Origin of the sequence: Paraburkholderia sp. BR10937 (assembly GCF_040965695.1) — a bacterium.
GTDB lineage: Bacteria > Pseudomonadota > Gammaproteobacteria > Burkholderiales > Burkholderiaceae > Paraburkholderia.
Genome location: NZ_JBFRCL010000005.1, coordinates 1 through 26,690 on the forward strand (window position 1 = coordinate 1; position 26,690 = coordinate 26,690).

Sequence of the window (26,690 nt, forward strand, 5' to 3'; positions counted from 1 at the left end):
CCACGATGCGCTCGCCGGTCGCCACGCGCAGATCGACGTTGGCCTGCTGCACGGCGTAAGCGGTGGCGATATCGTCGATAGCGATCTCGCCGCGCACCGGCTCGATCACGTTGCGCGAGGCTTCGGCTTCGTAGAGGCGCGCGGCCAGCGTCGCGACGAGTTTCGAATCTGACATGTTTATTCTCCGGAGTCCATACTGTTCTATCAAGCCGCGTCGGGCGTGGCGTGCATGGTGGCGAAACCCGCAATCCATTCAGGAATTTCGCGGTAGTAGTCGAGCGAAGCGCGATACGGGCCGTAAGCGGCCAGCGCGCCGAATGCCGCAACCCACGTGCGGATCTCGTGCGCCGACTTGCCGCCGTCACGCGTGATGGCCGCGTTCGTCATACCGTCCACGGAAGTCAACTCGCCCGATGCAAGGCGTGCGAGGAACGCGCGGTCCCATTCGGGATTGAGCGGATGCAGATGGCTGTCGCCCGCCGTGAACGACTTCGCCGCGGCCACGGTACGCGCCTGGCGGGCGGCGCGCGAATCCGCCGAGGGGTTGCGGCCCGCGATCAAACGTTCGGCCACTTCCGGCGTCGCGCCGAACAGTTCCGGCACCGGCGGTTCGTGCGAGATGCCGCCCGAACCCACCACGAGCACGCGCTTGTCGCTGCGCGAAAAGAAGCGGCCGATTGCATCGCCGAGCAGACGCGCGCGGCGCAGCGTCGCCATGGGCGGCGCCACGGAGTTGATGAACACCGGAATCACCGGATAACGGTCGAGACCGCCCGTGAGCACTTCCAGCGCCTGTGCACAGCCGTGATCGACCTGCATGCGGTAGGAGAGCGCCACGTCGATATCGGCGTCGAGCACGCTTTCGGCGAGCTTGTGCGCAAGCGCTTCGGGCACCGGCAGCGTACCGGCCATGCTCTTGAAGTCGCCGATCGCCTCGGCGCGCGCGCCGATGCAGAACGGCGGCATCACGTCGTAGAAGAAGCCGTTGAAGTGATCGGGGGCGAACGCGACGATCACGTCCGGCTTAAAAGCCTCCACGCGTTCGCGCGCGGCGCGGCCGACCCGTTCGACTTCCGCCACCACGTCAGGCAGCGGATCGAAATAGCCATGCAACGGCGTATGCGACAGACATTCGAGGTGAATCGGCATGCTCAAGCTCCTGCGGTGCGCGCAACGGCCACGCCGCGCACGGGACGGTTTTGCGGGGCAGCGGCGCTCGCCCCATGCAAGGCGGCTTCGGTCATGCCGAGCTTGCCCGCGAGTTCGACGATCGCGTCCGAGACCTGTTGCGGCGTGCACACGCCCGCGACGAAGCGGTCCGGGCGCAGCAGCACGACCGATTCGGGCAGACGGCTGAACCACTCTTTCAGGCGGCCCTGCACGTCGCCGAGCGCGAGCACGCCCTCGGGCACGTCGTCTGCGTATTCGAGCTGCACGTCGGGCTTCGCGAAGATGAAGCGGGCGCCCAGGCGCTCCCACAACCCGCGGGCTTGCGGCGTGAGGCCGAAGGTCGGGTCCGCGCCCCAGGCGAGCACGGCGAAGCCGTTGCCGATCGCGTCGTCGAGGCGCACCACGCGGCCGTCGGCAAGGCGTACCCGCGGCTGGATGAACATACGGCCCACAGGCGACGCCGCGAGCGGATCGCGGCCATATGCAAGGCGGCCGATCAGCGAGTCGCGCTTCTGGCTCATCAGGCCGAGCAGGCGGCCCGGCGCCGAGTTGCCCGAGCGCTCCAGCAGGCTTGCGAGCCAGCCGCCCGTCTTTTGCGGCGGCGGCAGCAGCACGACGCCCGCTTCATAGCGCGGCATCGGCTTGAAACGCATTTCCACGAAGTAGCGCTTCACCGAGGGGAACACGTTCATGTAGCGCACGAACGTGTCGCGAAAGCGCGCGCCAAAGCGCGTGGTGGGCGCGAAGATATCGCCCGCCACTTCGGAGAGGTGGATCATCGAGCGCGCGTGCGCTCGGCGCTCCACGGTATAGCTGTCGAGCAGGCGGCCATCGGCCAGGCCCTTCGCGACCATCGCGAGTTTCCAGCCCAGGTTGTTCGCGTCGCGAATGCCGCTGTTGTAGCCCTGGCCCTGCCACACGGGCATGATGTGCGCGGCGTCGCCCGCGAGCAGCACGCGGTCCACGCGAAACGTTTCGGCGAGGCGCGCGTTGTGCGTGTACACACGCTTGCGGATGTAGTCGACCTTGTCGGGGTCCGCCACCACCTTGCGGATCAGCGCGGCCATGTTCTCGGGCTTCGAGAGTTCCTCTTCCGTCTCGCCCGGCATCACCATGAATTCGAAGCGGCGAATGCCGTGCGGCAGCGCAGCCGACACGTACGGACGCTGATGATCGCAATGCATGTAGATATGCGGCGAGCCGATGGGGTCGTTGCGCACGTCCACCACGATCCATTGATTCGGCTTCGTGCGGCCTTCGAAGGGCACATTCAACGCGCGGCGCACGAAGCTGTTGCCGCCGTCCGCGCCCACCAGGTACGCCGCGCGGATCGTGCGGCGCTCGCCGTTCGCGTCGCTCACGTCGATCGTCACGCTCTGCGCGTCCTGCTCGAACGCGTTGACCGTGTGGCCGAACAGCACGTCCACATGCTCGAAGCGCGCGAGCCCTTCATAGAGCACGCGGTCGGCGAGCGGCTGAATGAACGCGTTGCGGCGCGGCCAGCCGAATTCATCGGTGCGCGGCTCGATCGAGGCAAAGCAATGGCCGTCTTTCGTGACGAAGCGCATCCAGTGGTCGGGCGTGGTGTGCGGCAGCAGCGCATCGGCCAGACCGATGGACTGGAACACGCGCAATGCTTCGTCGTCCAGACCAATGGCGCGCGGATAGTCGATGATCTGGTCGAGCTTCTCGACGAGCGTGACACGCACGCCTTGCAGGCCGAGAATATTGGCGATCATGAGGCCGACCGGACCCGCGCCGATGATGGCGACGTCGGTGGCGATCTGGCGAGGGCGGACAGTATCCGCCTCGTGGGCGAGGGGGGTGTTCATGTGTCTCCTTCTCGCGCGGCTTATGGAGCCGCTGCGGATGCTGACAGGTGGTGCCTGAAAACGGATCACCCGGTTGGACGTTTTGTCGCGGTCCGGTGAATGGAAGCGAGTCTAGGTTCCACCCGACGCGCGCTCAACATTTTTAGAGAAATGTGCATAGAATGCACACAGTTGATTTTTAAGGCATTTTCGATGACGAAGTATGCAAACGTGCGAGGGCTGGCGCGCGGCCTGCAGGTGCTCCAGGCGCTCAATGCCATGGAGAACGGGCGCGCCACGAGCCAGCAGCTGAGCGAGGCAACGGGTCTGCATCGCACGACGGTGAGGCGCCTGCTGGAAACCCTGGTGGAGGAGCAGTTCGTGCGCCGCAGCGCTTCCGACGACAGCTTTCGTCTGACGATGAACGTGCGCGGCCTGAGCGAAGGCTTCACCGACGACGAACTGATTGCGACCATCGCCCCGCCGATCATGGCGCAAATGCTCCAGCGCACCGTGTGGCCATCGGACCTCACGACGCCCGATGGCGACTCAATGGTGATCCGCGAGACCACGCACCGTTTCAGCCCGCTTTCGTTTCACCGCGCGATGGTGGGCCGCCGCCTGCCGATCCTGCTCACGGCGGCCGGCCGCGTGTACTTTGCGATGTGTCCTGAGGCGGAGCGCGAAGACATCCTGGAATTGTTACGCGCGGGTGCGGGCGGCGAGCAGCAGCAAATACTCGCCAGCGACAAGGCCTATATCCGCAATCTCGTACGCCAGACGCGCGCGGACGGTTTCGGCTCGAACCACGGCGACTGGTCGGACCAGCGCAAGATCGGTGCGCTCGCAACGGCCATCGAGGCGCATGGGCGCGTGCTCGCGAGCCTGAACGTAGTCTACCTGGAACAGGCGATCAATCCGGCGGAGGCCGTGCGCCGCTTCGTGCCCGAGTTGCAGCGCGCCGCCCAGGAAATGGTGACGGCGTTGGAGGCGCAGGAGGAAGGCGGGAAGCGTTAAGCCTGGTTCTCGCGCACGAGTTCGAACAACGCTTCCAGCTCCGCTGCATGCGGCTCTTTGCGCGACACCATCAGCAAGTCGATGGTGGGCGGCTCGCCTTCGAGCGGGCGCGTGCAGATCGCGCTGCTCGTGAGCGACGAGACATACGCGGGCAGGAGCGCATAGCCGAGCCCCATGCCCACGAGATTCAGATTGAGCAGAATATTGGTCGCGACCTGTGCCACCTTGCGCTCGATCCCGTGCGCCTCGCAATACGCCTCGACCACGCTGTGCACCTGCCCCGAGAACTGCGGATGCGTGCTGATGAACGGCTCGCCGCTCAGTTGCACCGGGGCGATGCGCTTTTGCTTCGCGAGCGGATGCGCGCTCGGCAGCACCACCACGAGCGGCTCGGTGAGCACGACTTCGCTGCGCAATTCAGGCGAAACAACGGGGCGGCGCATGAACGCCACGTCGATATCGCCGCGCAGTAGCGCGTCTTCCTGCTCGGCAGTCGGCAGGCTGCGCAACTCGACGTTCACCTCGGGAAAGCGCAATCGCAAGCGCGGCAGAATCACCGGGAAAACCCGGATCTCCGCGGCGGGCACGAAACCGATCGTCACCGTCGCGCGCCCCTGCCCCACCTGGCGCGCTCGCGCCACCGCCCGATCGGCCTGCGCCACCACGAGGCGCGCCTCGGCGAGAAACACCTTGCCCGCGTCGGTCAACTCCACCTTGCGGCGCGTGCGCTCGAAGAGCGGCGTGCCCACTTCGTCTTCGAGATTGCGGATCTGCTGGCTCAGCGAGGGCTGCGCCGTATGCAGGCGCTGCGCCGCGCGCGTAAAGCTCAGCTCGTCGGCAACGGCAATGAAGTAGCGCAGGTGTCTCAGTTCCATGCTCGATTTATCGTTTTGAAGTCTTAGTGGCAACAAACAAAATATTTCACATCGGCAAAGCGAGCAACGATCATCCGTCTGCGTTCTCCGCCAAAAGGAGAATGCTGCCACGGAGGAGACTCGCATGTCCGCAATCATCGACATCGATGCACTCGTCGACGCGCAAAATGGCCGCGTCACGTCGTCGATCTATACCGACCCCGACATTTACGCGCTCGAACTCGAGCGCATTTTCGGCCGCTGTTGGCTCTTTCTCGCCCACGTCAGTCAAATACCGAAAGTCGGCGACTTTTTCAATACCTACATGGGCGAAGACCCCATCGTCGTGGTGCGCCAGAAGGACGGCTCGATCAAGGCCTTCCTCAATCAGTGCCGCCATCGCTCGATGCGCGTGAGCCATGCCGATTGCGGCAACACGCGCGCGTTCACGTGCCCATATCACGGCTGGTCGTACGGCGTGGACGGCGCGCTCATCGACGTGCCGCTCGAATCGCGCGCCTATCCGCAGGGGCTGTGCAAGGAGAAGTGGGGCTTGCAGGAAGTCACGCGCGTGGCCGTGTACAAGGGCCTCGTGTTCGGCAACTGGGACGCGAACGCACCCGACCTCGAAACCTATATGGGCGACATCGCCTGGTATCTGGATGGCGTGCTCGACCGCCGCGAAGGCGGCACCGAGATCGTGGGCGGCGTGCACAAGTGGGTGATCGACTGCAACTGGAAATTCCCGGCGGAACAGTTCGCGAGCGATCAGTATCACGCGCTCTTCACGCACGCCTCCGCCATCGAGGTGCTCGGCGCGAAGGAAGGCGCCGCCGGCAAGGCGCTGGGCGCGGGTCAAACGGCGCGCCCCGTGTGGGAGACCGCGAAAGACGCGCTGCAGTACGGGCAGGCGGGCCACGGCAGCGGCTTCTTCTTCACCGAGCAGCCCGACGCGAACGTGTGGGTGGACGGCGAAGTCTCGCAGTACTTCCGCGACACCTATGCCGAAGCCGAAGCGCGCCTCGGCAAGGTGCGCGCGATGCGCCTCGCGGGCCACAACAACATGTTCCCCACGCTTTCCTGGCTCAACGGCACGGCCACGCTGCGCGTCTGGCACCCGCGCGGGCCGAACCAGGTGGAAGTGTGGGCGTTCTGTATCGCCGACAAGGCAGCGTCCGATGAAGTCAAAGCCGCCTTCGAGCGCAGTGCGACGCGCGCGTTCGGACCCGCAGGCTTTCTCGAACAGGACGACTCGGAAAACTGGGCCGAAGTGCAGAAGGTGCTGCGTGGCAGCCGCGCGCGCAAAACGAAGCTTTGCCTCGAAATGGGCCTGGGAAACGAGCGCGTGCGCGAAGACGGCATACCTGGCATGACGAACTACATTTTCTCGGAGACGGCTGCGCGCGGCATGTACCGGCGCTGGGCGGACCTGCTGATGGCCGAAACGTGGGACGAAGTGAACGAGCGCACCGCGCGCTACGAAGCGGAGGTGCTCAAATGAGCGAAGTCGCCGAACCGGTTTTCACGCCCACGCACGTGGGTCTCGAACTGCATCACGAAATCGAGCAGTTCCTCTTCGAAGAAGCGGCGCTGCTCGACGGTTGGCGCTTTCGTGCATGGCTCGACCTCATGTCGAAGGACATCCGCTACACCATGCGCACAACCGTCAACGCGCAAACGCGCGACCGCCGGCGCGGCGTGCAGCCGCCCACCACGTGGATCTTCAACGACACGCATTTCCAGCTCGAACGCCGCGTGGCACGCCTCGAAACCGGCATGGCGTGGGCGGAAGAACCGCCTTCGCGCACCCGCCATCTCGTGACGAACCTGCGAACGTTCACCACCGAAACGCCCGGCGAATACGAGGCGCAGGTGAACTACGCGCTCTACCGCTCGCAGAAGGAACGCGACGAGACGTTCTACGTGGGCCGCCGCGTCGACCGCGTGCGCCGCGTGGAGGGCGCGCCAGGCTGGCAGGTGTGCAACCGTGAGATCACGCTGGACCAGGCAGTGCTCACTTCCCATAACCTGAGTGTGCTTTTCTGATCATGGCCCGTATTTTTGTCTGCCAGGACGACGCGCTGTCCGATGGCGAAGCGATCAAGGTGGACGGCCCGTCCGCCGCGATCGCCGTATTCAAGGTAAACGGCGAACTGTTCGCGCTGAATGACCGCTGTTCGCACGGCAATGCTTCGATGTCCGAAGGGTATATCGAGGACGATGGCACCGTCGAATGTCCGCTGCATGCCGCGCGTTTCTGTCTGAAGACCGGCAAGGCGTTGTGCCAGCCCGCAACCGAAGCGCTCAAGACGTTCCCTGTCACGCGCGTTGACGGTGCGGTTTTCGTCGACGTTCCGGAGGCCGCGTAATGGGCTGGCTCGATAACGAAGTTGCGTTGATCACCGGCGGCGGATCGGGACTCGGTCTCGCACTCGTCGAACGCTTTCTCGACGAAGGCGCGCGCGTCGCCGTGCTCGAACGTTCCGCGGAGAAAGTCGCGGCGCTGCAGGCGCGCTTCAGCGCGCAAACCGTCGTCGCCGTGCAGGGCGACGTGACCTCGTACGCCGACAACGAGCGCGCCGTGAGTGCCGCCGTCGATGCGTTCGGCAAGCTCGACATCTTCATCGGCAACGCGGCGATCTGGGATCACGCTTCGAGCCTCGTCGATCTCTCGCCTGCGCAACTCGAAAGCGGCTACGAAGAGCTCTTCTCGATCAACGTGAAGGGCTATCTGCTCGGCGCCAAAGCGGCGGCGCGGGCGCTCGTCGCGAGCGAAGGGAGCATGATCTTCACCCTCTCGAATTCTTCGTTCTATCCGGGCGGCGGCGGTCCCCTGTACACGGCGAGCAAGCACGCGGCCGTGGGCATCATCCGCCAGCTGGCCTATGAACTCGCGCCGAAGGTGCGCGTGAACGGCGTCGGCCCTTGCGGCATGGCGAGCGATTTACGCGGCCCCGCTTCGCTCGGCCAGCAGGACCTGCGCATCATGGATTCGCGTTCGCCAGAGGCAATCGCAAGCATTCTGCCGCTGCAATTCTTCCCGCAGCCCGCGGATTTCACCGGGCCTTACGTGATGCTCGCGTCACGCGCGAACAATCGCGTGCTGAGCGGCGTGATGATCAATGCGGATGCCGGCCTCGGCATTCGCGGCATCCGTCACGCGGCGGGCGGCCTGCATCTGTAACGGGAAACGGACCATGAACGCCTCGACTATCGTCATCGTCGGTGCGGGCCAGACGGGCGCGCTCGCCGCCGCCGAATTGCGCCAGCAGGGTTATGCGGGCCGCGTCGTATTGATCGGCGAGGAAGCGCACGCGCCTTATGAACGACCGCCGCTTTCGAAGGACGTGCTGCTGCAACCGCAAACCGCGCGCTGCGCGATTCACGGCGAAGGCTACTACACGGAGCAAAACATCGAGTTGAAGCTCGGTGTGGCCGTGACCGCGCTCGACGCACAGGCGCGTGTCGTCACGCTCTCGAACGGCGAATCGATCGCCTTCGACGAACTGCTGCTCGCCACGGGCGCACGCGTGCGACGCTTGCCGATGCTCGACGCGCTGGGCGAGAACGTCTACACGCTGCGCACGCTAGAGGACGCGCAACGCCTTCTGCCTGTGCTGCAACGAGGCAAACGCGTTTTGCTGGTGGGCGCGGGCGTGATCGGTCTGGAACTCGCTTCGAGCGCGGTCGATCTCGGCGCGGCAGTCACGGTGATCGAACAGGCACCGCGTGCGATGGCACGTTGCGCTCCGCCGCTGCTCACCGGGCATCTGTGCGATGTGCATCGCGCGCGGGGCGTGACGCTGCATCTGGGCTCGCCGCTCGCGTCGGCCATTCGCGACAACGGCGAACTCGTGCTGACGCTCGAAGACGGCACGCGCCTTACCGGCGACGCGGTGATCTACGGCATCGGTGTCGAACCCGAGACCACGCTCGCTCGCGCAGCAGGCCTGCAAATCGATAACGGCATCGTGATCGACGCACGGTGCCGCACCTCGCACGCACACATCTACGCAGCCGGCGATGCCGCGAGCCAGTGGATCGAGGCGAGCGGCCGCTACGAGCGCCGCGAAACGTGGGAGAACGCGAACCGTCAGGCGCAGACCGCCGCACGCGCAATGCTCGGCCTCGAACCCGAAGCCTGGGAAGCGGCATGGTTCTGGACCGATCAATGCGGCCTCAACATCCAGTTCGCGGGCGACATGGCTGCGCCCGAATGGCTCGCACGGGGTTCGCTGGAGGCGCCGCCATGCGTTCTGTTCGGCCTCGACGACGCAGGCGCACTGGTTGGCGCGATCACCGTGAATCAGGGTCGCGACATGCGCAGCGCCAGGGCGCTGATCGGCAAACGGGCGCGTATCGCCCGCGAGATCCTCGCCGATCCCGCGCAAAACCTGCGCAATCTGGCGCGCGAGTTCGCATAGCTGCACAGCCGAAAACCCGGCGTTTCACCCGATTCGAGAAAAGCGCTTGCAAGCGCGGGCGAGTGTCTCTATAATTCGCGCCTCGACAGGCTCGTAGCTCAGTTGGTTAGAGCACCACCTTGACATGGTGGGGGTCGTTGGTTCGAATCCAATCGAGCCTACCAACGAACATGCAGTAAAGAAGCTGTACCTTGCAGCATCTTGTGAATGACGCATTCCCTCGCGGGTCTGCGTCATTTTCTTTTGGTGCGCGCTAATCACACACGCAGCTATCCATAGCGCGCTAGCGCGCGCATAGCTTCGCAGAAATCGTCAGTTCTTCTCGCAGCGCAAGCCTGCTTGAATGGGCGTTCCACGTCCAGCCGAGGAGACTTTCGATGTCCGACGTTCACACGCAGCGCCCCGCCGTTTCCGCTCCGCCTGCGCATCTGCATGCCGGCACCAGGCAACACACCGATACCGCGCTCGACCTCCATCAAGTCGCGGGCCGCATTGGGGCGCGCATCGACGGCGTGCGTCTTCACGCCGATCTCGACAGCGTCACATTCGACGCGATCAACGCCGCCCTGCTGCGTCACAAAGTGCTGTTCTTCCGTGGCCAGCAGCATCTCGACGATGCCGCGCAGGAAGTCTTCGCGCGACGCTTCGGCGAGACGGTCGCGCACCCCACGGTGCCATCGGTGGAAGGCGGCAGCCTGCTGGAACTCGACTCGCTGCATGGCGCGCGCGCCAACTCGTGGCACACCGACGTCACCTTCGTCGACGCCTATCCGAAAATCTCGATCCTGCGCGCCGTGGTGATTCCGCCATTTGGCGGCGACACGGTGTGGGCCAATACGGCCGCTGCGTACGCGCAACTGCCCGAGCCGCTGCGCGCGCTCGCCGATACGCTCTGGGCGCTCCACACCAACGCCTACGACTACGCGTCCACGCACACGAATGCGGACAGCGCGCAGCTCAAGCGTTACCGCGAAGTGTTCACGTCGAAGCTCTACGAAACCGAACATCCCGTGGTGCGCGTGCATCCGGAAACGGGCGAACGCACGCTCGTGCTCGGCCACTTCGTGCAGCGGCTCAAGGGTCTTTCATCGTTCGATTCGGCGCATCTGCTGCAGGTATTCCACGAACATGTCACGCGGCTCGAAAACACGGTGCGCTGGAACTGGCAGGAAGGCGACGTCGCGATCTGGGACAACCGCGCCACGCAGCACTACGCGATCAACGACTACGGCGACGCGCGCCGCGTCGTCCGGCGCGCGACCGTGCGCGGCGAAGTGCCGGTGAGCATCGACGGACGCACGAGCGTGGTCGTGCGCGAGGAAGGCGCGACGCTGCAGTAACGTCGCGTTGGCGAATCAGTGAGCCCGGTCAGCGGACCGGCGCGAAGGCGTCACCGTCGATCGGCAACTCGCGCTCCGCCAGCAGATCGGCGAGCAGTTGCGCGCTGCCGAGCGCGAGCGTAAAGCCGAGCGCGCCGTGCCCCGTGTTGAGCCACAGGTTGCGAAAGTGCGTGGCGCCAATAACAGGCTTGCTGTCCGGCGTGGCGGGACGCATGCCGGTCCATGTCTGCATGGCGTCGTAGTTGCCGGCGTCGGGGAAGGTTTCGCGCGCCTGGCGCGCGAGCAGCGCGATGCGGGCGCCGTCGGCGTGCGGGTTCATGCCCGTGAGATCGACCATGCCCGCAATGCGCAGGCGCTCGCCGAGCGGAGCGTAGACGACCTTGTGATGTGCATCCGTGACCGAGACGCGCGGCGCGCCCTGCGCATTCGCGTTGGGGAGCGTGAGGCTGTAGCCCTTGAGCGGATACACGGGCACGTGCACGCCGAGCGAGGCGAGCATCGGCTGGCTCTGGAAGCCGAGGCACACCACGAACGCGTCGGCTTCGATGTCGCCCTGCGAGGTCTGCGCGGCGAGCACCCGCAGCCCTTTAGTTCGCAGTCCGGAGAACTCAGTGGCCAGTTGCAGGGTCACGCCGTCGCGCTGCGCCGCGCGGGCGAGGCCGCGCGTGAACTGATCGCAGTCGGCGGCCTCTTCGCCCGGTGTGTGAATGCCGCCCACGATCCCTGCGCCGATGTGCGCAAGCGCGGGTTCGAGCGCGACACACGCCGCGCCGTCGAGCGCATGCTGTACGCAGCCCAGCGTCGACTGGTATTGCGCCTGGCGGCGCGCACCCGCAAACCCTTCCTCGTCGCGATACACCACGAGCTTGCCGTTGCGCACGTAGTCGAATGACAGCGCTTCGCGCTCGACCACCTCGTGCATGAGACGCTGGCTCAAAAAACCGAGGCCGAGCAGTTCGGCCGTGGTCGCGCGGCTGCGTGCGTGCGTGCAGGCACGCAGGAACGCGGCGCACCAGCGCCATTGATGCGGATCGAGCCGCGGCACGAAACGCAGCGCGGCGTCGCGCGAGAAGAGCCATTGCGGCAGCTTGGGCAGCACGGAGGGGTCCGCGAGCGGCGCGACGTAGCTGTAGCTGAGCTGGCCGCCATTGGCGTGGCTCGTTTCGCGCGCCACGTCGGCGTGGCGCTCGACGAGCGTGACCTCGTGTCCATCGCGAGCGAGCGCGTACACCGTGCTCACGCCAATCACCCCACCGCCCAAAACGCAAACTCGCATGATCCGTAGTTCTCTTTCGCTGACGGCCAAACCCTAAAGGCCTATGCCGCCAGTCTCGCCGGGAACGATGGGGAACTCAATTGCGAATTGCGCGCGGGGTATAACCTCAGGTTAAAACGGCCGGACGTTGTCCTTGCAACGGCAAGGACAACCCGCAACGGCTGGCTCAGGCCAGCACCGGCGCGCTCCCGCGGGCCGCACGCGGGTCCGCCGCGGCGGCATGCGCCGGGCGCGCACCGGCCTGACCCGCGCCGCCCAGATTGAACACCGCCACGGCCTCGCGCAGCAGATCGGCCTGCGATTCGAGCGACTGCGCGGCCGCCGCCGCTTCCTCCACGAGCGCCGCATTGCGCTGCGTCACCTCGTCGATCTGCGCAATCGCGCGGTTCACCTGCTCGATGCCGTCGCTCTGCTCGTGCGTCGCGGTTTCGATCTCGCTCATGATCCCGCTCACGCGCGCCACCGCACTGCGCGCCTCGTCCATGGTGCGGCGCGCGTCTTCCACGAGGCGCGCGCCCGCACCGACGGTCGCCGCCGAGGCCGCGATCAGCTCCTTGATCTCCTTGGCCGCCGTGCCCGAGCGCTGCGCGAGGCTGCGCACCTCGCTCGCCACGACCGCGAAGCCGCGGCCCTGCTCGCCCGCGCGCGCCGCCTCGACCGCCGCATTGAGCGCGAGGATGTTGGTCTGGAACGCAATGCCCTCGATGATGCCGGTGATCTCCTCCACCTTCTGCGACGAAGCCGTGATGTCGCTCATCGTCGCGTTCACGCGGGCCACCACGTCGGCGCCGCGCGTGACCGTTTCGAGCGCGGTCTGGGCTAGCCCACTTGCTTCCTTCGCGCCGTCCGTGTTCTGGCGTACCGCTGCCGAAAGCTCCTCGATGCTTGCCGCCGTTTCTTCGAGCGCCGCCGCCTGCTGCGCCGTGCGGTCCGAGAGATCGACGTTGCCCGACGCGATCTGCTTCGCGCCCTGGGTGATTTCGTGCGTGCTGCCGCGCACGCGCGAGACGGTGCCCACGAGGCCGTCGCGCATGGTCTGCAGCGCGCCCAGCAGCTGGCCCATTTCGTTCTTCGAGCGCACCCGCACGTCCACCGTGAGGTCGCCTGCGGCGATGCGCTCGAAGTGACGAATCGCATGGTTCACCGGCTTGACCACGGCGGCAGCGAGCCCCACGCGTGCGAATACGCCAATCGCCACGCCCACCACGCCGATCAGGCCGAACACGATGAGCGACAGGCGAAAGCGCTGCGCGGCGGTGTCGGCGTCCTGCTGCTGGCGCGCGGCCTGCCAGGTCTCGAGCGCGTCGATCGCCTTCGCGTAGGCGCCGTAGTAGCGGTCGGCGGTTTCGCCCTGGATCGTGCGGAAGGTGTTGAAGTCGTTGTCGACGAGCGACTTGTATTCGGGTTCGAGCGCCTGCGAGACGAGCGCCTCTCGCGCGCTGCTCACGGCCTGGGCGAGGCGCGCCTCTTCGGGGTCGTCGAACGGGCCGGCGCTGTAGTGCGCGAACTCCTTGTTCGAATTCACGAGCACCTGGTGCGCCTTGTCGAGCAGGCCGTCCGTGGCCTTGCCGACGCTGAAGAGCGTCTCGTAGCCGCCGAGCGCGAGGCGCACCTGGAGCAGGCGTTCCGAACTGGTCTTGAGGGCGTCGAGCGACTGCGCGCCGCGCTGGGCGTCGTGCAGGCTGTCGTTGGTGATCTTGAGCGCGCCATACGACACGCCGATCACCGTCAGCAGAAACGCGACGAAGATACCGATAACGAGCGTTAGCCCACGGCGAATGGTGATGTTTCCCAGCATGAGGTCTCCGTTGCGTTTTTTATCTTCCAGCCAGTGCGAATCCGCGCGGCCCGACGCGCCTTCGCACCTCGTCTCGCGTAACGGCAGACGGCGCGCGGCGCTGCATAGGGGAAATCCATGACGTTTGCAGGGCTACGCGAGGGTTGGCGCTGGCTCGTCCCAATGTTTGGGAAAACCGTGTCTGGACGGGGTTCGCGGCGTTTTTTCATGGCTCGGTGAGGGCCGCCAAAAGCCGGCCTGGGGGCTCGGTCAGACCGATTTGCGATTCGTGCTATCGTTTTGCTTTCGCCGATTGTTTTTCCTGGCGGCTTTTCCACGCAGCCTCGCTCCCATGTCCGACCTCTCCACGCCGCTCGCGCGCGCGCCGCGCCGACTCGACTCCATCAATCCCAAGCCGCTAGGCAGCGCGCTGTTGCTCGTCGCGCTCGGCGCGGCGTATCTCGCGCAGACCGTGAGCGGCCGTCAGGCGGCGCTCTATGTGGTCGGCGCGCTGCTCGGCATGACGCTCTACCACGCGGCGTTCGGCTTCACCTCCGCGTGGCGCGTATTCATCGCCGACGGGCGCGGCGCCGGCCTGCGCGCGCAGATGGTCATGCTCGCCATCGGCGTGCTGCTGTTCTTCCCCGCGCTCGCGGCAGGAACGCTCTTCGGCCATCCGGTCACGGGCCTCGTTTCGCCTGCGGGCACGTCGGTCATCGTCGGCGCGTTCCTGTTCGGCGTGGGCATGCAGCTGGGCGGCGGCTGCGCCTCGGGCACGCTCTATACCGTGGGTGGCGGCAGCACGCGCATGGTCGTGACGCTCATCGCCTTTATCGTGGGCTCCGTGGTCGCCACGGCGCACATGCCGTTCTGGACGTCGATGCCGCAATTGAAGCCGTTCTCGTTCGTGAACGCGCTCGGCGCCGCGCCCGCCATTGCGCTCAACCTCGTGGTGTTCGCGCTCATCGCCGCGCTCACCGTGGTCGTCGAGAAGCGCCGCCACGGCCGCCTCGTCAACGAGCCGCGCGCGCCGCACAGCTCGCCGTGGCTGCATGGCCCGTGGCCGCTGCTCGCTGGCGCGGTCGCGCTCGCGATCCTGAATTTCGCGACACTCGCGCTCTCGGGCCGCCCCTGGGGCGTGACCTCGGCGTTCGCGCTGTGGGGCGCGAAGGGCTTCGCCGCGCTCGGCATCGACGTGGCGAGCTGGAAGTACTGGATGGCCGGCCCGAACGCCGCCGCGCTCACCGCTCCGGCAAGCCACGACGTCACCACGGTCATGGACATCGGCATCGTGCTCGGCGCAATGGCCGCGGCCTCGCTCGCGGGCCGCTACGCGCCCGTGTGGCGTATTCCGCTGCGCTCGCTCGTGGCGGCCGTGATCGGCGGACTGCTGCTCGGCTATGGCGCGCGCCTCGCTTACGGCTGCAATATCGGCGCGTACTTCAGCGGCATCGTTTCGGGCAGCCTGCACGGCTGGCTGTGGCTCGTGTGCGCGTTCGCGGGCAATGTGCTCGGCACGAAGCTGCGCCCGTGGTTCGGCCTCGAAGTCGAGCGCGTGAAGAATACAGGCTGCTGAGGCCGTAAGCGGCACCGGCTGTGCGGGCCGCGCAGAAATGACGAAGGGCAAGGCTTGATCGCCTTGCCCTTTTTACATGATCCGGCGCTTTTTACCGGAGCGCGCCTTATCAGATGTTCAGGCGCGTGACCTTGGTGCCCGCCAGCGAGACGTCGGCCATCAGGCCCGCGTTGGTCAGCACGAAGACTTCGACCGGGTGCGTGGCCGTGTTGGTGTCGACGACGCCGTTCGCGCCCACGGTCACGAGCGCGACCGAGGCGTCGGCCCCCGCCGCCCAGCCGTCCGTCGCGCGGAACTTGTCGAGTGCGTCCTGCGTCATGAAGGCGAAGATGAGCGCCTTCGACTGAGCGCCGGCCTGCAGGCCGAACGAGCCCGACACGGTGCTGTAGTAGCCGACCGTGGCGCCGCCCACGCGCAACGCACCTTCGCCATACTGCGCGCCGACGATGAAGCCGGCCTGCAGCACTTCGGGGAACACCAGCACGCCGCGCGACTTCGCGAGGAGTTCGTGCGAGCCTTTCACGGTCGAATAGAGCCGCGAGAGGGTGCCGTCCACGGACGCGTCGATCGACTGCCGCTTGGACATGTTCTGCGACGCCGTGGAATTCGAATTCGTCGTGGTGGTGCAGCCCGCGAGCGTGAGACCGCCCGAGGCAAGGGTCACCGCCGCCGTTAGCATGAAGTTGCGTCGTTGCATTTGGTTATCTCCACACGAATGAGAGTGCGGGGAAGATTGAGCAAGCCACATGCCCAACCTCTCCGCTTTCCGTTGGCCAAAGCCCGCATCGGGCGACAGCCACGTCGCCGTGGCTTGATTGTGCCCGAATTCCGTGTGAGGCGTCCGTTAGCGAACAACGTCAGAAATCATGCCGTCCGACGGATGGCGGATCGCCGCTCAGGGTGTGGTGGCCTGCCAGGACGAGTCGGGATCGAAGGCCTTGATCGCCGCTGCCGTATGCGCGCCGTTCGGCCCGAGGTTCTTTTGATAAAGCCGGCCGTCCTGATTGATGATGAAGCTCATCACACCGGTCTTGCCGTATTGTGCCGGCCAGGCCACGAGCGCAAAGCCGCCGCTCAGATACCCGTTCTCGAGATAGCTGCGCGCACCGCCGCTGGCGTGTGGCCCCTGCGCCGTGAGAATGCGGAAGTGATAGCCGTGATACCCCTCCCCCGGCGTGATCTTCGCGTTGCCCGGCATGGCTGCCGCGAGCGGTCCGAGCGGACTTTCGGTCTCGCCCGGCTCGACCGGCCAGTACAAACCGTCGTGCGTGCCCGGCGTGCTCACGAGGCGCTGCGCATAGTGCTGCGTGAGCTTGCGATAGTCGTTCTGCGCGTCGACGTAGGCGAGCGAGGTGAGCATGGCAGCACGCTCGTTGCGGCCGAGGCGGCGCGTGAGAATTTCGCTCGAGCCTTCGCGCGGGTCGAAATGCCAGCCCTTGCCCGACTGCACGATGGGGATGGGCAGCGTCCAGCCGCTGTCGCCCACCTCGACGTGAGCGCTCGCCTTGCCGGCGACCGGCGTGGCGTCGGGGACGACGCGATGGCCCTTCGCCCAGGCGCCAAGGTAGTCGTCGATATCGTCCTGACCGATGTTTTGCGTGGGGATGAACGCGGTGAAATCGTTGCCGAGCACGTGCTTCATGGCGCCCTGGTCGTTGGTCGCGAGTGCGTCGGTGAATGCGTTCGCGGCGGCTTCGGGCGTGTCGAATACGGCTTGCGCGTAGACGGCGGCGCCGCCGAACTGGGCCGGCAGCAGCGCGGGGGCGCCGAAGAGCGCGAGTGCCGTCCCGAGCGCGAGCGCGTAGTCGTGCGGCAGGCGGCGTGCGGAAGTGCGGATCATTTTTCGACTCCTCATGAGATTCAACGTTATCGACGGCCGATGTGACGTCCGCCACCGCCGAACCCGCCACCACCACCGCCATGGAAGCCGCCTCCGCCTGCGCCACCGCCGCCGTTGAAGCCGCCGCCGCCATGGCTCTGGAACGCTGCGCGGCTTTGCTGGCCGCGTTGTTGTTCGAGGCGCGCATTGGCGCCGTCGCCCGCGCCGCGTAACGCGTTGTCGCGATTCATGCTCTGCGCCCGGTTGTTGAGATCGTTCGTGCGGTTCGCGTATTGCGCGCGGTTGTTCAACTCGTTGCCACGGTTTGCGTTTTGCGCGCCGTTCTGCGCGCGGTTGTTGAGCGCATTGCCGCCGTTGGCATTCGGCCGGCCGCCCTCCTGGATGCCCTGGAGTCTTTGCTGCGCATTGCCGCTCATGTTCTGGCCAGTGCGGTTCTGCAAGGTCTCCATGGCCTGGGTGCGCGACTGGTCGTAGCCTCGGTACTGGTTGCGCTGGCCGTTCAGGTTCGCGTTGTTGTAGTTCTGGCGGCGCTCGACGTTGGCGTTGCGATTCCAGTTCGCCGTGCCGTTGGCCGAATTGATGCGGTTGTTGACGTTGACGTTGTTGTAGCGATTGACGTTGATGTTCACGTCATGGTTGTTCCAGTTGAAGCCGCCCCACAGCGAGTTAGCGACCGCGATGCCCGCGCCGAACGCGAGCCCGCCGACAAAACCCGACGCAATCGCGTAACCCGGAGGCGGCGGCATATACACGGGCGGATAGGCCGGATACGGCCACGCGCCATACACCACCGTGGGGTTATAGGTCGGCACGTACACCACCTGCGGATTCGCCGGCTCGATCACGATGGTCTGCGTGGTCGAGGTGCTCGAGGCTGGCTGGACCACGACCTTCTGCTGCTCGTTGGACTTGAGGTTGCCCGCCTTCTGCGCCTGCACGCGCAGGCGCTGCACCGAGTCCATCACGTCGTTGGGCTGCGCGAGAAACGCGTTGCCGATCTGCTGGACCCAGTCGGGCTTCGAAGCCATGGTTTCGAGCACCTGCGGGAACGCCACGAGCGACTGCACGCTCGGGTCCCACGGCTGGGAAGCGACGGCCTTCACAGCGTCGTCGCCCTTGAGGTTCGGATTGGACTTGGCCCACGCGGCGGCGGCGGACACGTCTTGCGGGAACGTGGCGGCCATGAGCACCTGCGCGAGCAATGCGTCGGGATAGAGCGCGATCGGCGCGGTGAGCGAATCGAGCTGCTGGTTCGAGAGATGCGCCGCGTTCTGCGCAAGCGCGGCAGTGGGCCCAAGCGGCCCCACGAAGAGCGGCGCGCCCGCGAGTGTGGCACACACGAGCCAGGCGAGACGCTGGCTTGCACCGGATTTTTTCACGTTATGGTCCTCCCGGTTACGAACAATGGTTCTAATACGCGCAGGGATCGAACATTCGCAAACCTCGAGCGAGCCTCACTGTCTCGAAGCCGCGACGGCGTGGCTACAAAAAATAAAGGGACGAGACTCGCAGTGTCAACCGAAGAAGTGTTGCAACACTGCGATTAAGCGATGTGCATCAACGAGTCGAAAAACTACGTTGAGCGTAACAATATCGTGAATACGAATTAGACCGCGCTGGAGTGCGATTGCGACTCGCCGGCATTCAAGTGCATACGCACGAAACCCACGTGTTCGCGCAACACGTAAAACGCATCGGCGAACGCGAGCGGCATACGCAGCGTATTGAGCGAGCGCTCGATCTCGTCGAGTTCTTCGATCAGCGCGCGCCGCTGTTCTTCGTTCGTATGCATGCGTGCGTCGCGCTCGATGGCGATGAGCGCGCCGTAATAGCGATAAATGCGCGAACGCACGCGCCAGCGATACAGCGCCGGTATCGTGCGCAACGCGGGAATCACGAGCACGGCCAGAGGCAGCAGCAGCACGAGCAGACGGTCCGTCACGCTCGCGAGCCAGAACGGCAGCGCACGATAGAGGAAGCTCTTGCCCGACTTGTAGTAGCGCGTGGCGTCCTCGCTTATGCGAAAGTCGTGCACCGCCGGGCTCGGAAACTGGCCCTCGCGCTGCAGAAGCCCGGGCGCGCCGTTCACCTCGCCCGCCGCTTCGATGAGCAGATCGGAGAGCGCGGGATGCAGCGTATCGCGCGCGACGAGTTCGACGGTCGGGCCGATCAGATGCACCGTTTCGCGCGGCTGGCGCCGGCGCAGATCGAGCACGCCGGGCGGCAGGTCGACGTTCTCCAGATACGGAAAGAGCCGCGTATAGGCGGCCGCTTCGCCGAAGCTCATGACCGAGATGCCGGGGATGTCGAGCAAACGCAGCATCAGGGCGCGCGTGGTCGAGTCGCCGCTCAGCATCGCGGCCTCGACGCGGCCGGAGACGAGCGCCGTGGCCGCGTCCATGCCGTCGAGCGGCAGGAGCGTGGAGTCGCCGCCGGGGTCGATGCCGTTCGCGGAGAGCAGCTTGAGCGCCAGCTCGCGCGTGCCGCTGCCCACGCGGCCAATGGCGATGCGCTTGCCGTCGAGTTCGGAGAGCCGCGTGAGGCCCGAGCCGTAGTAGAAAACGACGATCGGCAAATAGGCCACGCTGCCGAGCGACATCAGCGAGCGCGTGTCCACGCCGTCGGCGACGCCGCCCTGCACGAACGCGAGGTCCACGTGCTGCTTCGGATCGAGCAGGCGCTGCAGGTTCTGCACCGAGCCGTCCGATTCGAGGATCTTGAGCGTCACGCCGTTGCGCGCGAGGATCGCGCGGTAGGCTTGCGCCATCTGCATGAAGGAGCTGTCGGCGGGGCCCGCGCTGATCGTGATCGTACGCGGCGGCGCCGGGTCGACGAGCCAGAAGACGAGACCGACGACCACCGCGCAGAACAGGGCCACGGGCAGCGTGGTCAACGCGATATCGCGCCAGGCTGGATGCGCGTGGTCACGCAGGAAATTGGGTGGCGGCGGTCGATATCGTCTCATGAGAACCCGGCGGCAAAGCGTCAGACTCCTGGAATTCTCATGATGCCATTTTCGCGCCAGATCTGATCGCCGGCGTGGCCGCCTGCCCCGGAGAGCTTACGAAACGCGAGTTTGCGTAAGTGTCGTGTCAGCCCGCTGCAGCCTTCGTCAAGGCGAACAGCTCGGTACGCAGCGCCTTCGCGCGGTCGCGCTTCATGTGCTGCTCGAACTCGGCCTGCGCGTCGAGCCATAACGCATGCGCCTTGTCATAGCGGCGCAAGCCCGCGGCCGAGAGCCGGTAGACCAGCGTGCGCGTGTCGTGTTCGGCCGCCGCCGTGAGCACGAGGCCGTCGCGCTGCAACGGCTTGAGCGCCCGCACGAGCGTCGTGCGGTCCATCACGAGGTCGTCGGAGAGTTCGGCGGCCGTGGCGTCGGGCCGACCCGCGAGGCGAGAGAGGATGGTGAACTGCGCGGCGGTCAGGTCGGCCTGCGAGAGGTGCCGCTCGTAAAGCTGCGTGACGAAGCGCGCCGCCTGCCGCAGTGCAAAACAGTTGCATTCCTCGCGTGTGATCCGCTTCGTCATCGTGTTCCCCGCCTGTATCCCAGTCCGTATCTCAGCCCCACGCGTCTCACGTGGCCCGGCCATCATACTTTCTCGAGCGCGAGCGCGATACCCTGGCCGCCGCCGATGCAAAGCGTCACGACGCCGCGGCGCAGCCCGTCGCGCTGCATCGACCATGCGAGGCGCGTGGTGAGAATCGCGCCCGTCGCGCCGATGGGGTGGCCATGGGCGATCGCGCCGCCTTCGACGTTCACGATGTCCTCGGGAATGCCCAGCTGCTTCATGACCGCGAGCGGCACCGCCGCGAATGCCTCGTTGATCTCGAAGCGCTCGACGTCGGCCAGCGACCAGCCGGCGCGCCCCAAGGCGAGTTGCACGGCGGGCACGGGACCGAGGCCGAACAGGCCCGGCTCCACCGCCGCGACGCCCCACGCCACGAGCCTGACCATCGGCGAGAGCCCCTCGGCTTCGGCGAAGCCGCGCTCCGCCACGAGCATGGCGCTCGCCGCGCTGTTCAGGCCAGGCGCATTGCCCGCCGTGATCGTGCCGTCCGGGCGAAACGCGGGACGCAGTTTCGCGAGCCCTTCGAGCGTCGTGTCGGGGCGCGGCGCTTCGTCGGTATCGATGCGCTCCATGCCCTTCTTGCCCTTCACTTCCACCGCGACGATTTCTTCCTTGAAGCGCCCCGCCGCTTGTGCGGCTGCAAAGCGCTGCTGCGAACGCGCGGCCCAGTTGTCCTGCTCCGCGCGCGTGAGCGCGGCCCGCGTCACGAGGTCCTCAGTATGCCAGCCCGAATGCTGGCCCGAAAACGCATCGACGAGGCCGTCGCGCAGCATGCTGTCGTGAATCCCGGCGTTGCCCATGCGATAGCCCCAGCGGCCGCCGTCCAGCAAATACGGCGCGCGGTCCATGTTCTCCATGCCGCCCGCCAGCGCGACGTCGGCAAGACCCAGCATCACCTCTTGCGCGGCGCTCGCAACCGCTTGCGCACCGGAGCCGCACACGCGATTCACGGTGAGCGCGGGCACCTGAACCGGCACGCCGCCGCCAAGCTCGGCCTGCCGCGCGGGATTCATCTTGTTGCCCGCCTGGATCACGTTGCCGAGCACCACGGAGCCGAGCCGCGCCGGGTCGAGCTTCGCGCGCGCGAGCGTTTCGCGCACCGCCGCCGCGCCTAGCTCCGTGGCCGGCACGCCCTTGAACGCACCGTTGAATCCGCCAATTGCCGTACGCACCGGCTGGCACAAAACGATCTCGCGTGTACTCATGGTCGACTCTCCTTTCATGTGCACTGTTCCACTTACATTCTATGTATGCATATGCACACTTTCAAACGTTTTTGTGGAACAAGCGCTCGCGTGCGCTGGCACGATTGATGTCGTGTCCAGCGCACGCGGGGTGGTAAAACCGTTGCCGCTACGTTACGGTGCGGCCGGGAAATCCAGTGTCGTATCGTTGACGCGGTTCACGAGGTTCGTGAACGTAATCGACGTCACGGCAAGCGCGATTTCCACGATCTGGCGCTCGGTATAACCGGCTTCGCGAATCGCGCTCACGTCCGCTTCGGGCACCGTACCGTGCGTCGTCACCAGCAGGCGGACGAAGTGCACCAGTGCGTCGCGCTGCGCGTCGCCGCTCGCTTCGCCGGCGCGGACCGCCTTCATCGTTTCCGGCGCGAGCCCGGCGAACTTGCCCGCCAGCGTGTGCGCCGCGAGACAGTAGTCACAACCCGCCACTTCGCTCACCGCGAGCTTGATCGCTTCGATGTCGGGCTTCGACAGCGTGCCGGCGGAAATCACGGCCTCCATGTTGAGCAGCGCGCCCAGCGCTTCGGGGCTATGCGTGCCGATGGTGGCGTAGGCGTTGGGCACCTTGCCCACGGCCTTGCGGATCTTTGCAAAGATTTCAGCGGCGGCGCCGGTGGCGGCTTCAGGCTTGATGGCGGAAAGACGGGACATGTTTTGCTCCTTTAACGTTGCGTGGTCGCGAGCGGGTGTCTGTGTCGCGCTGCCATCGTCGATGGCATGGATGCAGTCTAGTCGCGCACCGTCGCGCTTTTAATGCCAGAATGGCGCGACTTCATGCTCAATCGTCTCACTCGCCCACCATGGATCTGCTGAGCCGCCTTCTCGCGCTGATGCCCGTTGCCGGCCGCCTCGACGTGCGCTGCCATTTCGGCGCGCCCTGGCGCATCGACGATCCCGCTGCGAAGGAGCGCGAGATCCGCTATCACGTGCTGCTTGCGGGGCGCGCCATCGTCGAGGACGCGCACGGCGCGCCCGTCGCGCTCCATGCAGGCGACATCGTGCTGTTTCCCTCGGGCAGCGCGCACGTGCTGCACGACGGCAGCGGCACGGCGCCCGCCGCGGTTGCCAGGCGGATGGAAAACGGCGTAAGCATCGAAACGAATGTGGGCGATGGCGCCATCGCCGACGTCCTGTGCGGCCGCTTCCTGCTGCCTGCCGTGCCGCAGCGCCTGCTGCGCGAGAATCTGCCGGCGCGCCTCGTCGTGCATAGCGCGCGCGCCGGCACGCAGGCGCCCGAACGTCTCGTGCGCCTGATCGCGCTGTTGCGGGACGAAGCGTATGAGGCGGCGCCGGGCAGCGAGTCGCTTGTGAACCATCTGTCGGGCGCGCTGTTCGGGCTCACACTGCGCTACGCGAGCGCCGGCGACGCCCCGCCGCGCGGCCTGCTCGCGCTCGCGCAACGGCCGCGCCTGCAACCCGCCATCGACGCCATGTTCGAAGCGCCCGGTAAGTCCTGGACGCTGCCCGAGCTTGCCGAGCTTTGCCACATGTCGCGCGCGACGTTCGCGCGGCACTTCGACGAGGCCATCGGCCGCTCGGCCGCCGACGTGCTCACCGATATCCGCATGACCCTCGCGGGCCGCATGCTCGCGCAGAGCAACGACAGCGTGGCTGAAATCGGCGAATTCGTGGGCTACCAGTCGGACGCCGCGTTCCAGCGCGGCTTCAAGCGCCACGTGGGCATGACGCCCGCACAGTGGCGCTCGCTGGCTCGCGAGGCAGCATCCGGCGCTTGATTTCGAGGTCATGGCTCCGTCCGTGCTTTTTAGCCGCCGTGCGCGGGCGTTTCCTGCGCAAGCACCACGTCGCCGCTCTGGCTCCATCCGCCGCCCAGCGACCGGTAGAGCGCCACCGCGGCCTGCGCGCGCTCGCGCTGCGCGTCGTTGAGCAGGTCCTGATCGGCGAGCAGGGTTTGCTGCGCGCTCAGCACATCGAGAAAGTCCGCGGCACCGCCCTTGTAGAGCTGGTTGGCCAGCTTGAGCGATTGCGCCGACGAACCCAGCGCGTCGTTCAACTGCTGGGTCTGGCTTGCCGTGCTCACGAGATCGCTGCGGCTGTCTTCCACTTCGCGCAGAGCCTGCAGCATGGTCTCCTGCAAATTCAATTGCGATTCACGCATGCGGCTCTCGCTCTGGTCGATGTCGGCCGTGATGCGCCCCGCGTTGAAGATCGGGCTCGTCGCGCCGATCGCCGCGCTGAAGAGGTTATCCGTGAGCGTGGGCATGCCGAGATAGGACGCGGCGAGAATGCCATCCGTGAGATTGAGCGTGAACTTCGGATAACGCTCGGCGCGCGCCACGCCCACTTCCGCCGCGCGCTGCTGCACGGTCGCGTACGCGGCCTGCACGTCGGGGCGGCGCAGCAGCGCTTCGGAAGGCAGCATCTGCGGCACGCTCGCGGGCACGCCGGGAATCGGCGCCGCTTGCGCGAGCGCGAGCTGCGCCACGGACTCCGGCGTGCGCCCCGTGTACACGGCGATCAGGTTCAACTGATGATCGATGCTCGCCTGTGCACGCGGAATGCGCGCTTGCAGCTCGCTCAGCTGCGTTTGCGCGCGCGCCACGTCCAGTTGCGTGGAGAGGCCGTATTTCAGGCGGTCCTGCGTGAGCAGCAAGGTACGCTTGCGAATCTCCAGGTTGTCCTGAAGGATCTTCAACTCTGCCTGGGCATAGCGCAGATCGACATACGCCGAGGCCGTGTTCGCCGCCAGCGCGAGACGCACGGCATCGAGCGCATGCTTCTGGCCCACGAGGTTCGCTTGCGCCGCGAGCAGGTCGAGCCGCTCGCCGCCGAACACGTCGGGCGACCAGCTCAGCGCGAGGCCCGCGCCTGCCTGCTTCACATAGCCGAGCGGCGGCGGCGTGTTCTGCCGCGTATAGGCGCCATGCGCGGTGAAGTCGAGTTGCGGCAGCAGCGCCGCGTGCTTTTGCGTCGTGATCGATTGCGCCTGCTTCACGCGTTCGGCGGCGGCCTGCAAGTCGAGGTTGCCTTCGAGCACCGTCGCGAGCAGCGTATCGAGCGTCGGATCGCCGAACTGCGCCCACCAGGCGCGCGCTTCGATGGCGTCCTGCGGCGCGTCGATCCGCCATGCCGCCGGCGCCGTTTCGTGCACCGTGGCAGGCAGGTCGGGATGCTGCGCGGGCTGCACCGCGCACGCGGCGAGCACGGCGGCGGAAAGCAGCGAGAGTACGAGACGCATGGGAGTCGATGAGCGTTCAGGGGTTTTCATGGGGCACCTCAATGGGCGTCGGGCGGCGGGCCACCCAGCGAAATGGGCTTGGAGAACGCCACGCTCGCAATGGCGACCAGGAAGCAAAGCGAAAGCACGAAGAACGTATCGGAGAACGTCATCACGAGCGCTTCGCGCAGAACCAGTGCATGCAGTTGCGCGAGCCCCGCTTCGGCTGCGTCGAGTGCATTGCCCGCCACGGACGACCAATACGCGGTGCGCCCCGCCAGCAGCAACTGCACCTGCGGTGCGCCGCTGGTCACGCTCTCGTTCAGGCGCAGATAGTGGAAGTTGAGCCGGTCGTTGAGCATCGTCGCGCTCACGGCAATGCCGATCGCGCCGCCCAGATTGCGCATGAGGTTGAAGAGCCCGCTTGCCGACTTGAGCCGCGAAGGCGGCAGCGAGCCGAGCGACATCGTGACGATGGGCGGAATGGCGAACTGCTGGCCGATGCCGCGCAGCGCCTGCGGCACGAGGAACTGCTGCCAGCCCCAGTCGTGCGTGAGCGGCACATACAGATAGCAGCCAACCCCGAAGCAGATCAGCCCGAACAGCATCAGCGCACGCATGCTGAAATAGCGTGTGGCAAAGGCGTAGACGCCAAGCGCGAGCAACTGGAACACACCCACCGAAAGCAGCGACAAGCCGATCTGCAGCGAACTGTAGCCGCGCACTTCCGCGAGAAAGAGCGGCGTGAGATAAACGGCCACGAAAATGCCGATGCCCGTGACAAACGAAAGCAGACTGCCAATGCCGAAGTTGCGGACGAGCAGCGCGCGCAGATCGACGATGGGGTCCTTCGCCGTGAGCGCGTGAACGATGAAGAGAAAGCCGCAGATCGCCGAGATCCACGTACAGGCAACGATCACGTCGTCGCCGAACCAGTTCTTGCGCGGGCCTTCTTCGAGCACGTATTCGAGGCAGCCGAGAAAACCGCACATGAGCACGATGCCGACGTAGTCGCCCCGTTTGAGCAGTGAAAGATCGGGCTTGTCGATGTTCACGTACTTCGGCACCAGCGCGGCCACCGCAATACCGGGCACGAGGTTCAGATAGAACAGCCAATGCCACGACCATTGATCGGTGATCCAGCCGCCGATCACGGGCCCGAGCGTGGGCGCGAGCGAGGCGAGCGCGCCAATGGTCGTGGAGGCGACGAGGCGCTGCTTGCCGGGAAAGAGCACGAAGGCCGTGGTGAACACGGTGGGAATCATCGCCGCGCCGAGCGCGCCTTGCAGGCCGCGAAACACGATCATCGAGTTGATGTCCCAGGCGAGGCCGCACAACATGCTCGTAATGGTGAAGCCCACCGCGGAGGCCACGAAGAGCCAGCGCGTGGAGAACACCTTCGAGAGCCAGCCCGACATGGGAATCACCATGATCTCGGCAATCAGATAAGCCGTTTGCACCCATGACAGCTCGTCCTGGCTCGCGGAAAGACCGCCGCCGATGTCGCGCAGCGACGAAGCGACGATCTGGATGTCGAGCGTGGCCATGAAGAAGCCGATGCACATCAGCGCGAACGCGAAGGCGCGTTGCGCCATCGGTTGAAGATGGGGAGCG

23 protein-coding genes, 1 tRNA gene and 1 pseudogene are annotated in these 26,690 nt (G+C 66.1%); 10 read left to right on the forward strand and 15 right to left on the reverse strand.

Annotated elements, in window-relative coordinates; all coding sequences use genetic code 11:
* The 3 genes and pseudogenes from AB4Y44_RS05720 to AB4Y44_RS05730 form a co-directional block, all read right to left on the reverse strand.
* Positions 1-175: pseudogene (locus tag AB4Y44_RS05720) on the reverse strand (2-keto-4-pentenoate hydratase); the annotation flags it as partial.
* 29 nt (positions 176-204) lie between these two features.
* A complete protein-coding gene (locus AB4Y44_RS05725; protein ID WP_342919227.1) occupies positions 205-1,149 on the reverse strand; it encodes a 3-carboxyethylcatechol 2,3-dioxygenase in 945 nt (314 codons plus the stop codon).
* Positions 1,150-1,151: 2 nt separating this feature from the next.
* Positions 1,152-3,002 (reverse strand): bifunctional 3-(3-hydroxy-phenyl)propionate/3-hydroxycinnamic acid hydroxylase, encoded by a 1,851-nt coding sequence (locus AB4Y44_RS05730; protein WP_368698944.1) that lies wholly within the window; start codon positions 3,000-3,002, stop codon positions 1,152-1,154.
* 192 nt (positions 3,003-3,194) lie between these two features.
* Here AB4Y44_RS05730 and AB4Y44_RS05735 point away from each other — a divergent pair, with 192 nt between their 5' ends.
* Positions 3,195-3,998: a DNA-binding transcriptional regulator gene (locus AB4Y44_RS05735; protein WP_342919225.1), complete on the forward strand. Its 804-nt coding sequence runs from the start codon at positions 3,195-3,197 to the stop codon at positions 3,996-3,998.
* Here AB4Y44_RS05735 and hcaR read toward each other — a convergent pair.
* A complete protein-coding gene (gene hcaR / locus AB4Y44_RS05740; protein ID WP_342919224.1) occupies positions 3,995-4,873 on the reverse strand; it encodes a DNA-binding transcriptional regulator HcaR in 879 nt (292 codons plus the stop codon). The two genes, AB4Y44_RS05735 and hcaR, sit on opposite strands and share 4 nt — an antisense overlap.
* Positions 4,874-4,997: 124 nt before the next feature.
* On the opposite strand from hcaR, the gene hcaE reads away from it, so the two are divergent.
* The 7 genes from hcaE to AB4Y44_RS05775 all read left to right on the forward strand — a co-directional run bounded on the left by hcaE (position 4,998) and on the right by AB4Y44_RS05775 (position 10,616).
* On the forward strand, positions 4,998-6,353 hold the full coding sequence (gene hcaE, locus AB4Y44_RS05745; RefSeq protein WP_368698945.1) for a 3-phenylpropionate/cinnamic acid dioxygenase subunit alpha: 1,356 nt from the start codon (positions 4,998-5,000) through the stop codon (positions 6,351-6,353).
* Positions 6,350-6,898 (forward strand): 3-phenylpropionate/cinnamic acid dioxygenase subunit beta, encoded by a 549-nt coding sequence (hcaF, locus tag AB4Y44_RS05750; protein ID WP_368698946.1) that lies wholly within the window; start codon positions 6,350-6,352, stop codon positions 6,896-6,898. Before hcaE ends, hcaF begins: the two co-directional genes overlap by 4 nt.
* 2 nt (positions 6,899-6,900) lie before the next feature.
* Positions 6,901-7,221: a 3-phenylpropionate/cinnamic acid dioxygenase ferredoxin subunit gene (gene hcaC / locus AB4Y44_RS05755; RefSeq protein WP_342919221.1), complete on the forward strand. Its 321-nt coding sequence runs from the start codon at positions 6,901-6,903 to the stop codon at positions 7,219-7,221.
* Complete coding sequence (hcaB, locus tag AB4Y44_RS05760) at positions 7,221-8,036, forward strand: 3-phenylpropionate-dihydrodiol/cinnamic acid-dihydrodiol dehydrogenase (RefSeq protein WP_342919220.1); 816 nt, start codon at positions 7,221-7,223, stop codon at positions 8,034-8,036. Before hcaC ends, hcaB begins: the two co-directional genes overlap by 1 nt.
* Before the next feature lie 13 nt (positions 8,037-8,049).
* Positions 8,050-9,276: a 3-phenylpropionate/cinnamic acid dioxygenase ferredoxin--NAD(+) reductase subunit gene (hcaD, locus tag AB4Y44_RS05765; protein ID WP_342919219.1), complete on the forward strand. Its 1,227-nt coding sequence runs from the start codon at positions 8,050-8,052 to the stop codon at positions 9,274-9,276.
* A gap of 87 nt (positions 9,277-9,363) precedes the next feature.
* Positions 9,364-9,440: transfer RNA gene (locus AB4Y44_RS05770), tRNA-Val, on the forward strand.
* Positions 9,441-9,653: 213 nt separating this feature from the next.
* Positions 9,654-10,616 carry a TauD/TfdA dioxygenase family protein gene (locus AB4Y44_RS05775; RefSeq protein ID WP_368698947.1) on the forward strand — a complete coding sequence of 321 codons (963 nt, stop codon included), beginning with the start codon at positions 9,654-9,656 and terminating at the stop codon, positions 10,614-10,616.
* A 28-nt stretch (positions 10,617-10,644) separates the two neighbouring features.
* Here AB4Y44_RS05775 and AB4Y44_RS05780 read toward each other — a convergent pair whose 3' ends face one another.
* A complete protein-coding gene (locus tag AB4Y44_RS05780) occupies positions 10,645-11,892 on the reverse strand; it encodes a D-amino acid dehydrogenase (protein ID WP_368698948.1) in 1,248 nt (415 codons plus the stop codon).
* Between the two features lie 166 nt (positions 11,893-12,058).
* Positions 12,059-13,690: a methyl-accepting chemotaxis protein gene (locus AB4Y44_RS05785; protein ID WP_368698949.1), complete on the reverse strand. Its 1,632-nt coding sequence runs from the start codon at positions 13,688-13,690 to the stop codon at positions 12,059-12,061.
* 331 nt (positions 13,691-14,021) lie between these two features.
* On the opposite strand from AB4Y44_RS05785, the gene AB4Y44_RS05790 reads away from it, so the two are divergent.
* Positions 14,022-15,245 carry a YeeE/YedE family protein gene (locus AB4Y44_RS05790; RefSeq protein WP_368698950.1) on the forward strand — a complete coding sequence of 408 codons (1,224 nt, stop codon included), beginning with the start codon at positions 14,022-14,024 and terminating at the stop codon, positions 15,243-15,245.
* Between the two features lie 109 nt (positions 15,246-15,354).
* Here the strand turns inward: AB4Y44_RS05790 and AB4Y44_RS05795 are convergent, their stop codons facing one another.
* The 7 genes from AB4Y44_RS05795 to AB4Y44_RS05825 form a co-directional block, all read right to left on the reverse strand.
* Positions 15,355-15,942: a YSC84-related protein gene (locus tag AB4Y44_RS05795; protein WP_042268112.1), complete on the reverse strand. Its 588-nt coding sequence runs from the start codon at positions 15,940-15,942 to the stop codon at positions 15,355-15,357.
* Between the two features lie 198 nt (positions 15,943-16,140).
* Positions 16,141-17,085, reverse strand: a complete 945-nt coding sequence (locus AB4Y44_RS05800) for a DUF2950 domain-containing protein (protein ID WP_342919214.1) — start codon at positions 17,083-17,085, stop codon at positions 16,141-16,143.
* A gap of 26 nt (positions 17,086-17,111) precedes the next feature.
* On the reverse strand, positions 17,112-18,464 hold the full coding sequence (locus tag AB4Y44_RS05805; RefSeq protein WP_342919213.1) for a DUF3300 domain-containing protein: 1,353 nt from the start codon (positions 18,462-18,464) through the stop codon (positions 17,112-17,114).
* A 227-nt stretch (positions 18,465-18,691) separates the two neighbouring features.
* Positions 18,692-20,050: a TAXI family TRAP transporter solute-binding subunit gene (locus AB4Y44_RS05810; RefSeq protein WP_342919212.1), complete on the reverse strand. Its 1,359-nt coding sequence runs from the start codon at positions 20,048-20,050 to the stop codon at positions 18,692-18,694.
* A gap of 127 nt (positions 20,051-20,177) precedes the next feature.
* The gene (locus AB4Y44_RS05815; RefSeq protein WP_233886448.1) at positions 20,178-20,612 is read right to left on the reverse strand and encodes a MarR family winged helix-turn-helix transcriptional regulator; all 435 of its coding nucleotides are present in this window, start codon (positions 20,610-20,612) and stop codon (positions 20,178-20,180) included.
* A 62-nt stretch (positions 20,613-20,674) separates the two neighbouring features.
* The gene (locus AB4Y44_RS05820; RefSeq protein WP_368698951.1) at positions 20,675-21,859 is read right to left on the reverse strand and encodes an acetyl-CoA C-acyltransferase; all 1,185 of its coding nucleotides are present in this window, start codon (positions 21,857-21,859) and stop codon (positions 20,675-20,677) included.
* Between the two features lie 153 nt (positions 21,860-22,012).
* On the reverse strand, positions 22,013-22,549 hold the full coding sequence (locus AB4Y44_RS05825; RefSeq protein ID WP_342919210.1) for a carboxymuconolactone decarboxylase family protein: 537 nt from the start codon (positions 22,547-22,549) through the stop codon (positions 22,013-22,015).
* Between the two features lie 149 nt (positions 22,550-22,698).
* Between AB4Y44_RS05825 and AB4Y44_RS05830 the strand changes: the two genes are divergently transcribed.
* Positions 22,699-23,634: an AraC family transcriptional regulator gene (locus AB4Y44_RS05830; RefSeq protein WP_342919209.1), complete on the forward strand. Its 936-nt coding sequence runs from the start codon at positions 22,699-22,701 to the stop codon at positions 23,632-23,634.
* Between the two features lie 29 nt (positions 23,635-23,663).
* Here AB4Y44_RS05830 and AB4Y44_RS05835 read toward each other — a convergent pair whose 3' ends face one another.
* Positions 23,664-25,127, reverse strand: a complete 1,464-nt coding sequence (locus AB4Y44_RS05835; RefSeq protein ID WP_368698952.1) for an efflux transporter outer membrane subunit — start codon at positions 25,125-25,127, stop codon at positions 23,664-23,666.
* An 8-nt stretch (positions 25,128-25,135) separates the two neighbouring features.
* Positions 25,136-26,671, reverse strand: coding sequence for a DHA2 family efflux MFS transporter permease subunit (locus tag AB4Y44_RS05840; protein WP_342919256.1), 1,536 nt, complete (start codon positions 26,669-26,671; stop codon positions 25,136-25,138).
* Between the last annotated feature and the right edge of the window lie 19 nt (positions 26,672-26,690).

Bases quoted from the DNA above. Each gene is read 5' to 3' on its own strand.
- AB4Y44_RS05825 (WP_342919210.1), bottom strand. From the start codon at position 22,549: ATGTCCCGTCTTTCCGCCATCAAGCCTGAAGCCGCCACCGGCGCCGCC.
- AB4Y44_RS05810 (WP_342919212.1), bottom strand. From the start codon at position 20,050: ATGAGACGATATCGACCGCCGCCACCCAATTTCCTGCGTGACCACGCG.
- hcaC (WP_342919221.1), top strand. From the start codon at position 6,901: ATGGCCCGTATTTTTGTCTGCCAGGACGACGCGCTGTCCGATGGCGAA.
- AB4Y44_RS05800 (WP_342919214.1), bottom strand. From the start codon at position 17,085: ATGATCCGCACTTCCGCACGCCGCCTGCCGCACGACTACGCGCTCGCG.
- AB4Y44_RS05795 (WP_042268112.1), bottom strand. From the start codon at position 15,942: ATGCAACGACGCAACTTCATGCTAACGGCGGCGGTGACCCTTGCCTCG.
- AB4Y44_RS05785 (WP_368698949.1), bottom strand. From the start codon at position 13,690: ATGCTGGGAAACATCACCATTCGCCGTGGGCTAACGCTCGTTATCGGT.
- AB4Y44_RS05735 (WP_342919225.1), top strand. From the start codon at position 3,195: ATGACGAAGTATGCAAACGTGCGAGGGCTGGCGCGCGGCCTGCAGGTG.
- AB4Y44_RS05725 (WP_342919227.1), bottom strand. From the start codon at position 1,149: ATGCCGATTCACCTCGAATGTCTGTCGCATACGCCGTTGCATGGCTAT.
- hcaB (WP_342919220.1), top strand. From the start codon at position 7,221: ATGGGCTGGCTCGATAACGAAGTTGCGTTGATCACCGGCGGCGGATCG.
- AB4Y44_RS05775 (WP_368698947.1), top strand. From the start codon at position 9,654: ATGTCCGACGTTCACACGCAGCGCCCCGCCGTTTCCGCTCCGCCTGCG.
- AB4Y44_RS05790 (WP_368698950.1), top strand. From the start codon at position 14,022: ATGTCCGACCTCTCCACGCCGCTCGCGCGCGCGCCGCGCCGACTCGAC.
- AB4Y44_RS05815 (WP_233886448.1), bottom strand. From the start codon at position 20,612: ATGACGAAGCGGATCACACGCGAGGAATGCAACTGTTTTGCACTGCGG.
- hcaR (WP_342919224.1), bottom strand. From the start codon at position 4,873: ATGGAACTGAGACACCTGCGCTACTTCATTGCCGTTGCCGACGAGCTG.
- AB4Y44_RS05780 (WP_368698948.1), bottom strand. From the start codon at position 11,892: ATGCGAGTTTGCGTTTTGGGCGGTGGGGTGATTGGCGTGAGCACGGTG.
- AB4Y44_RS05835 (WP_368698952.1), bottom strand. From the start codon at position 25,127: ATGAAAACCCCTGAACGCTCATCGACTCCCATGCGTCTCGTACTCTCG.
- AB4Y44_RS05830 (WP_342919209.1), top strand. From the start codon at position 22,699: ATGGATCTGCTGAGCCGCCTTCTCGCGCTGATGCCCGTTGCCGGCCGC.
- AB4Y44_RS05840 (WP_342919256.1), bottom strand. From the start codon at position 26,671: ATGGCGCAACGCGCCTTCGCGTTCGCGCTGATGTGCATCGGCTTCTTC.
- hcaE (WP_368698945.1), top strand. From the start codon at position 4,998: ATGTCCGCAATCATCGACATCGATGCACTCGTCGACGCGCAAAATGGC.
- hcaD (WP_342919219.1), top strand. From the start codon at position 8,050: ATGAACGCCTCGACTATCGTCATCGTCGGTGCGGGCCAGACGGGCGCG.
- hcaF (WP_368698946.1), top strand. From the start codon at position 6,350: ATGAGCGAAGTCGCCGAACCGGTTTTCACGCCCACGCACGTGGGTCTC.
- AB4Y44_RS05820 (WP_368698951.1), bottom strand. From the start codon at position 21,859: ATGAGTACACGCGAGATCGTTTTGTGCCAGCCGGTGCGTACGGCAATT.
- AB4Y44_RS05730 (WP_368698944.1), bottom strand. From the start codon at position 3,002: ATGAACACCCCCCTCGCCCACGAGGCGGATACTGTCCGCCCTCGCCAG.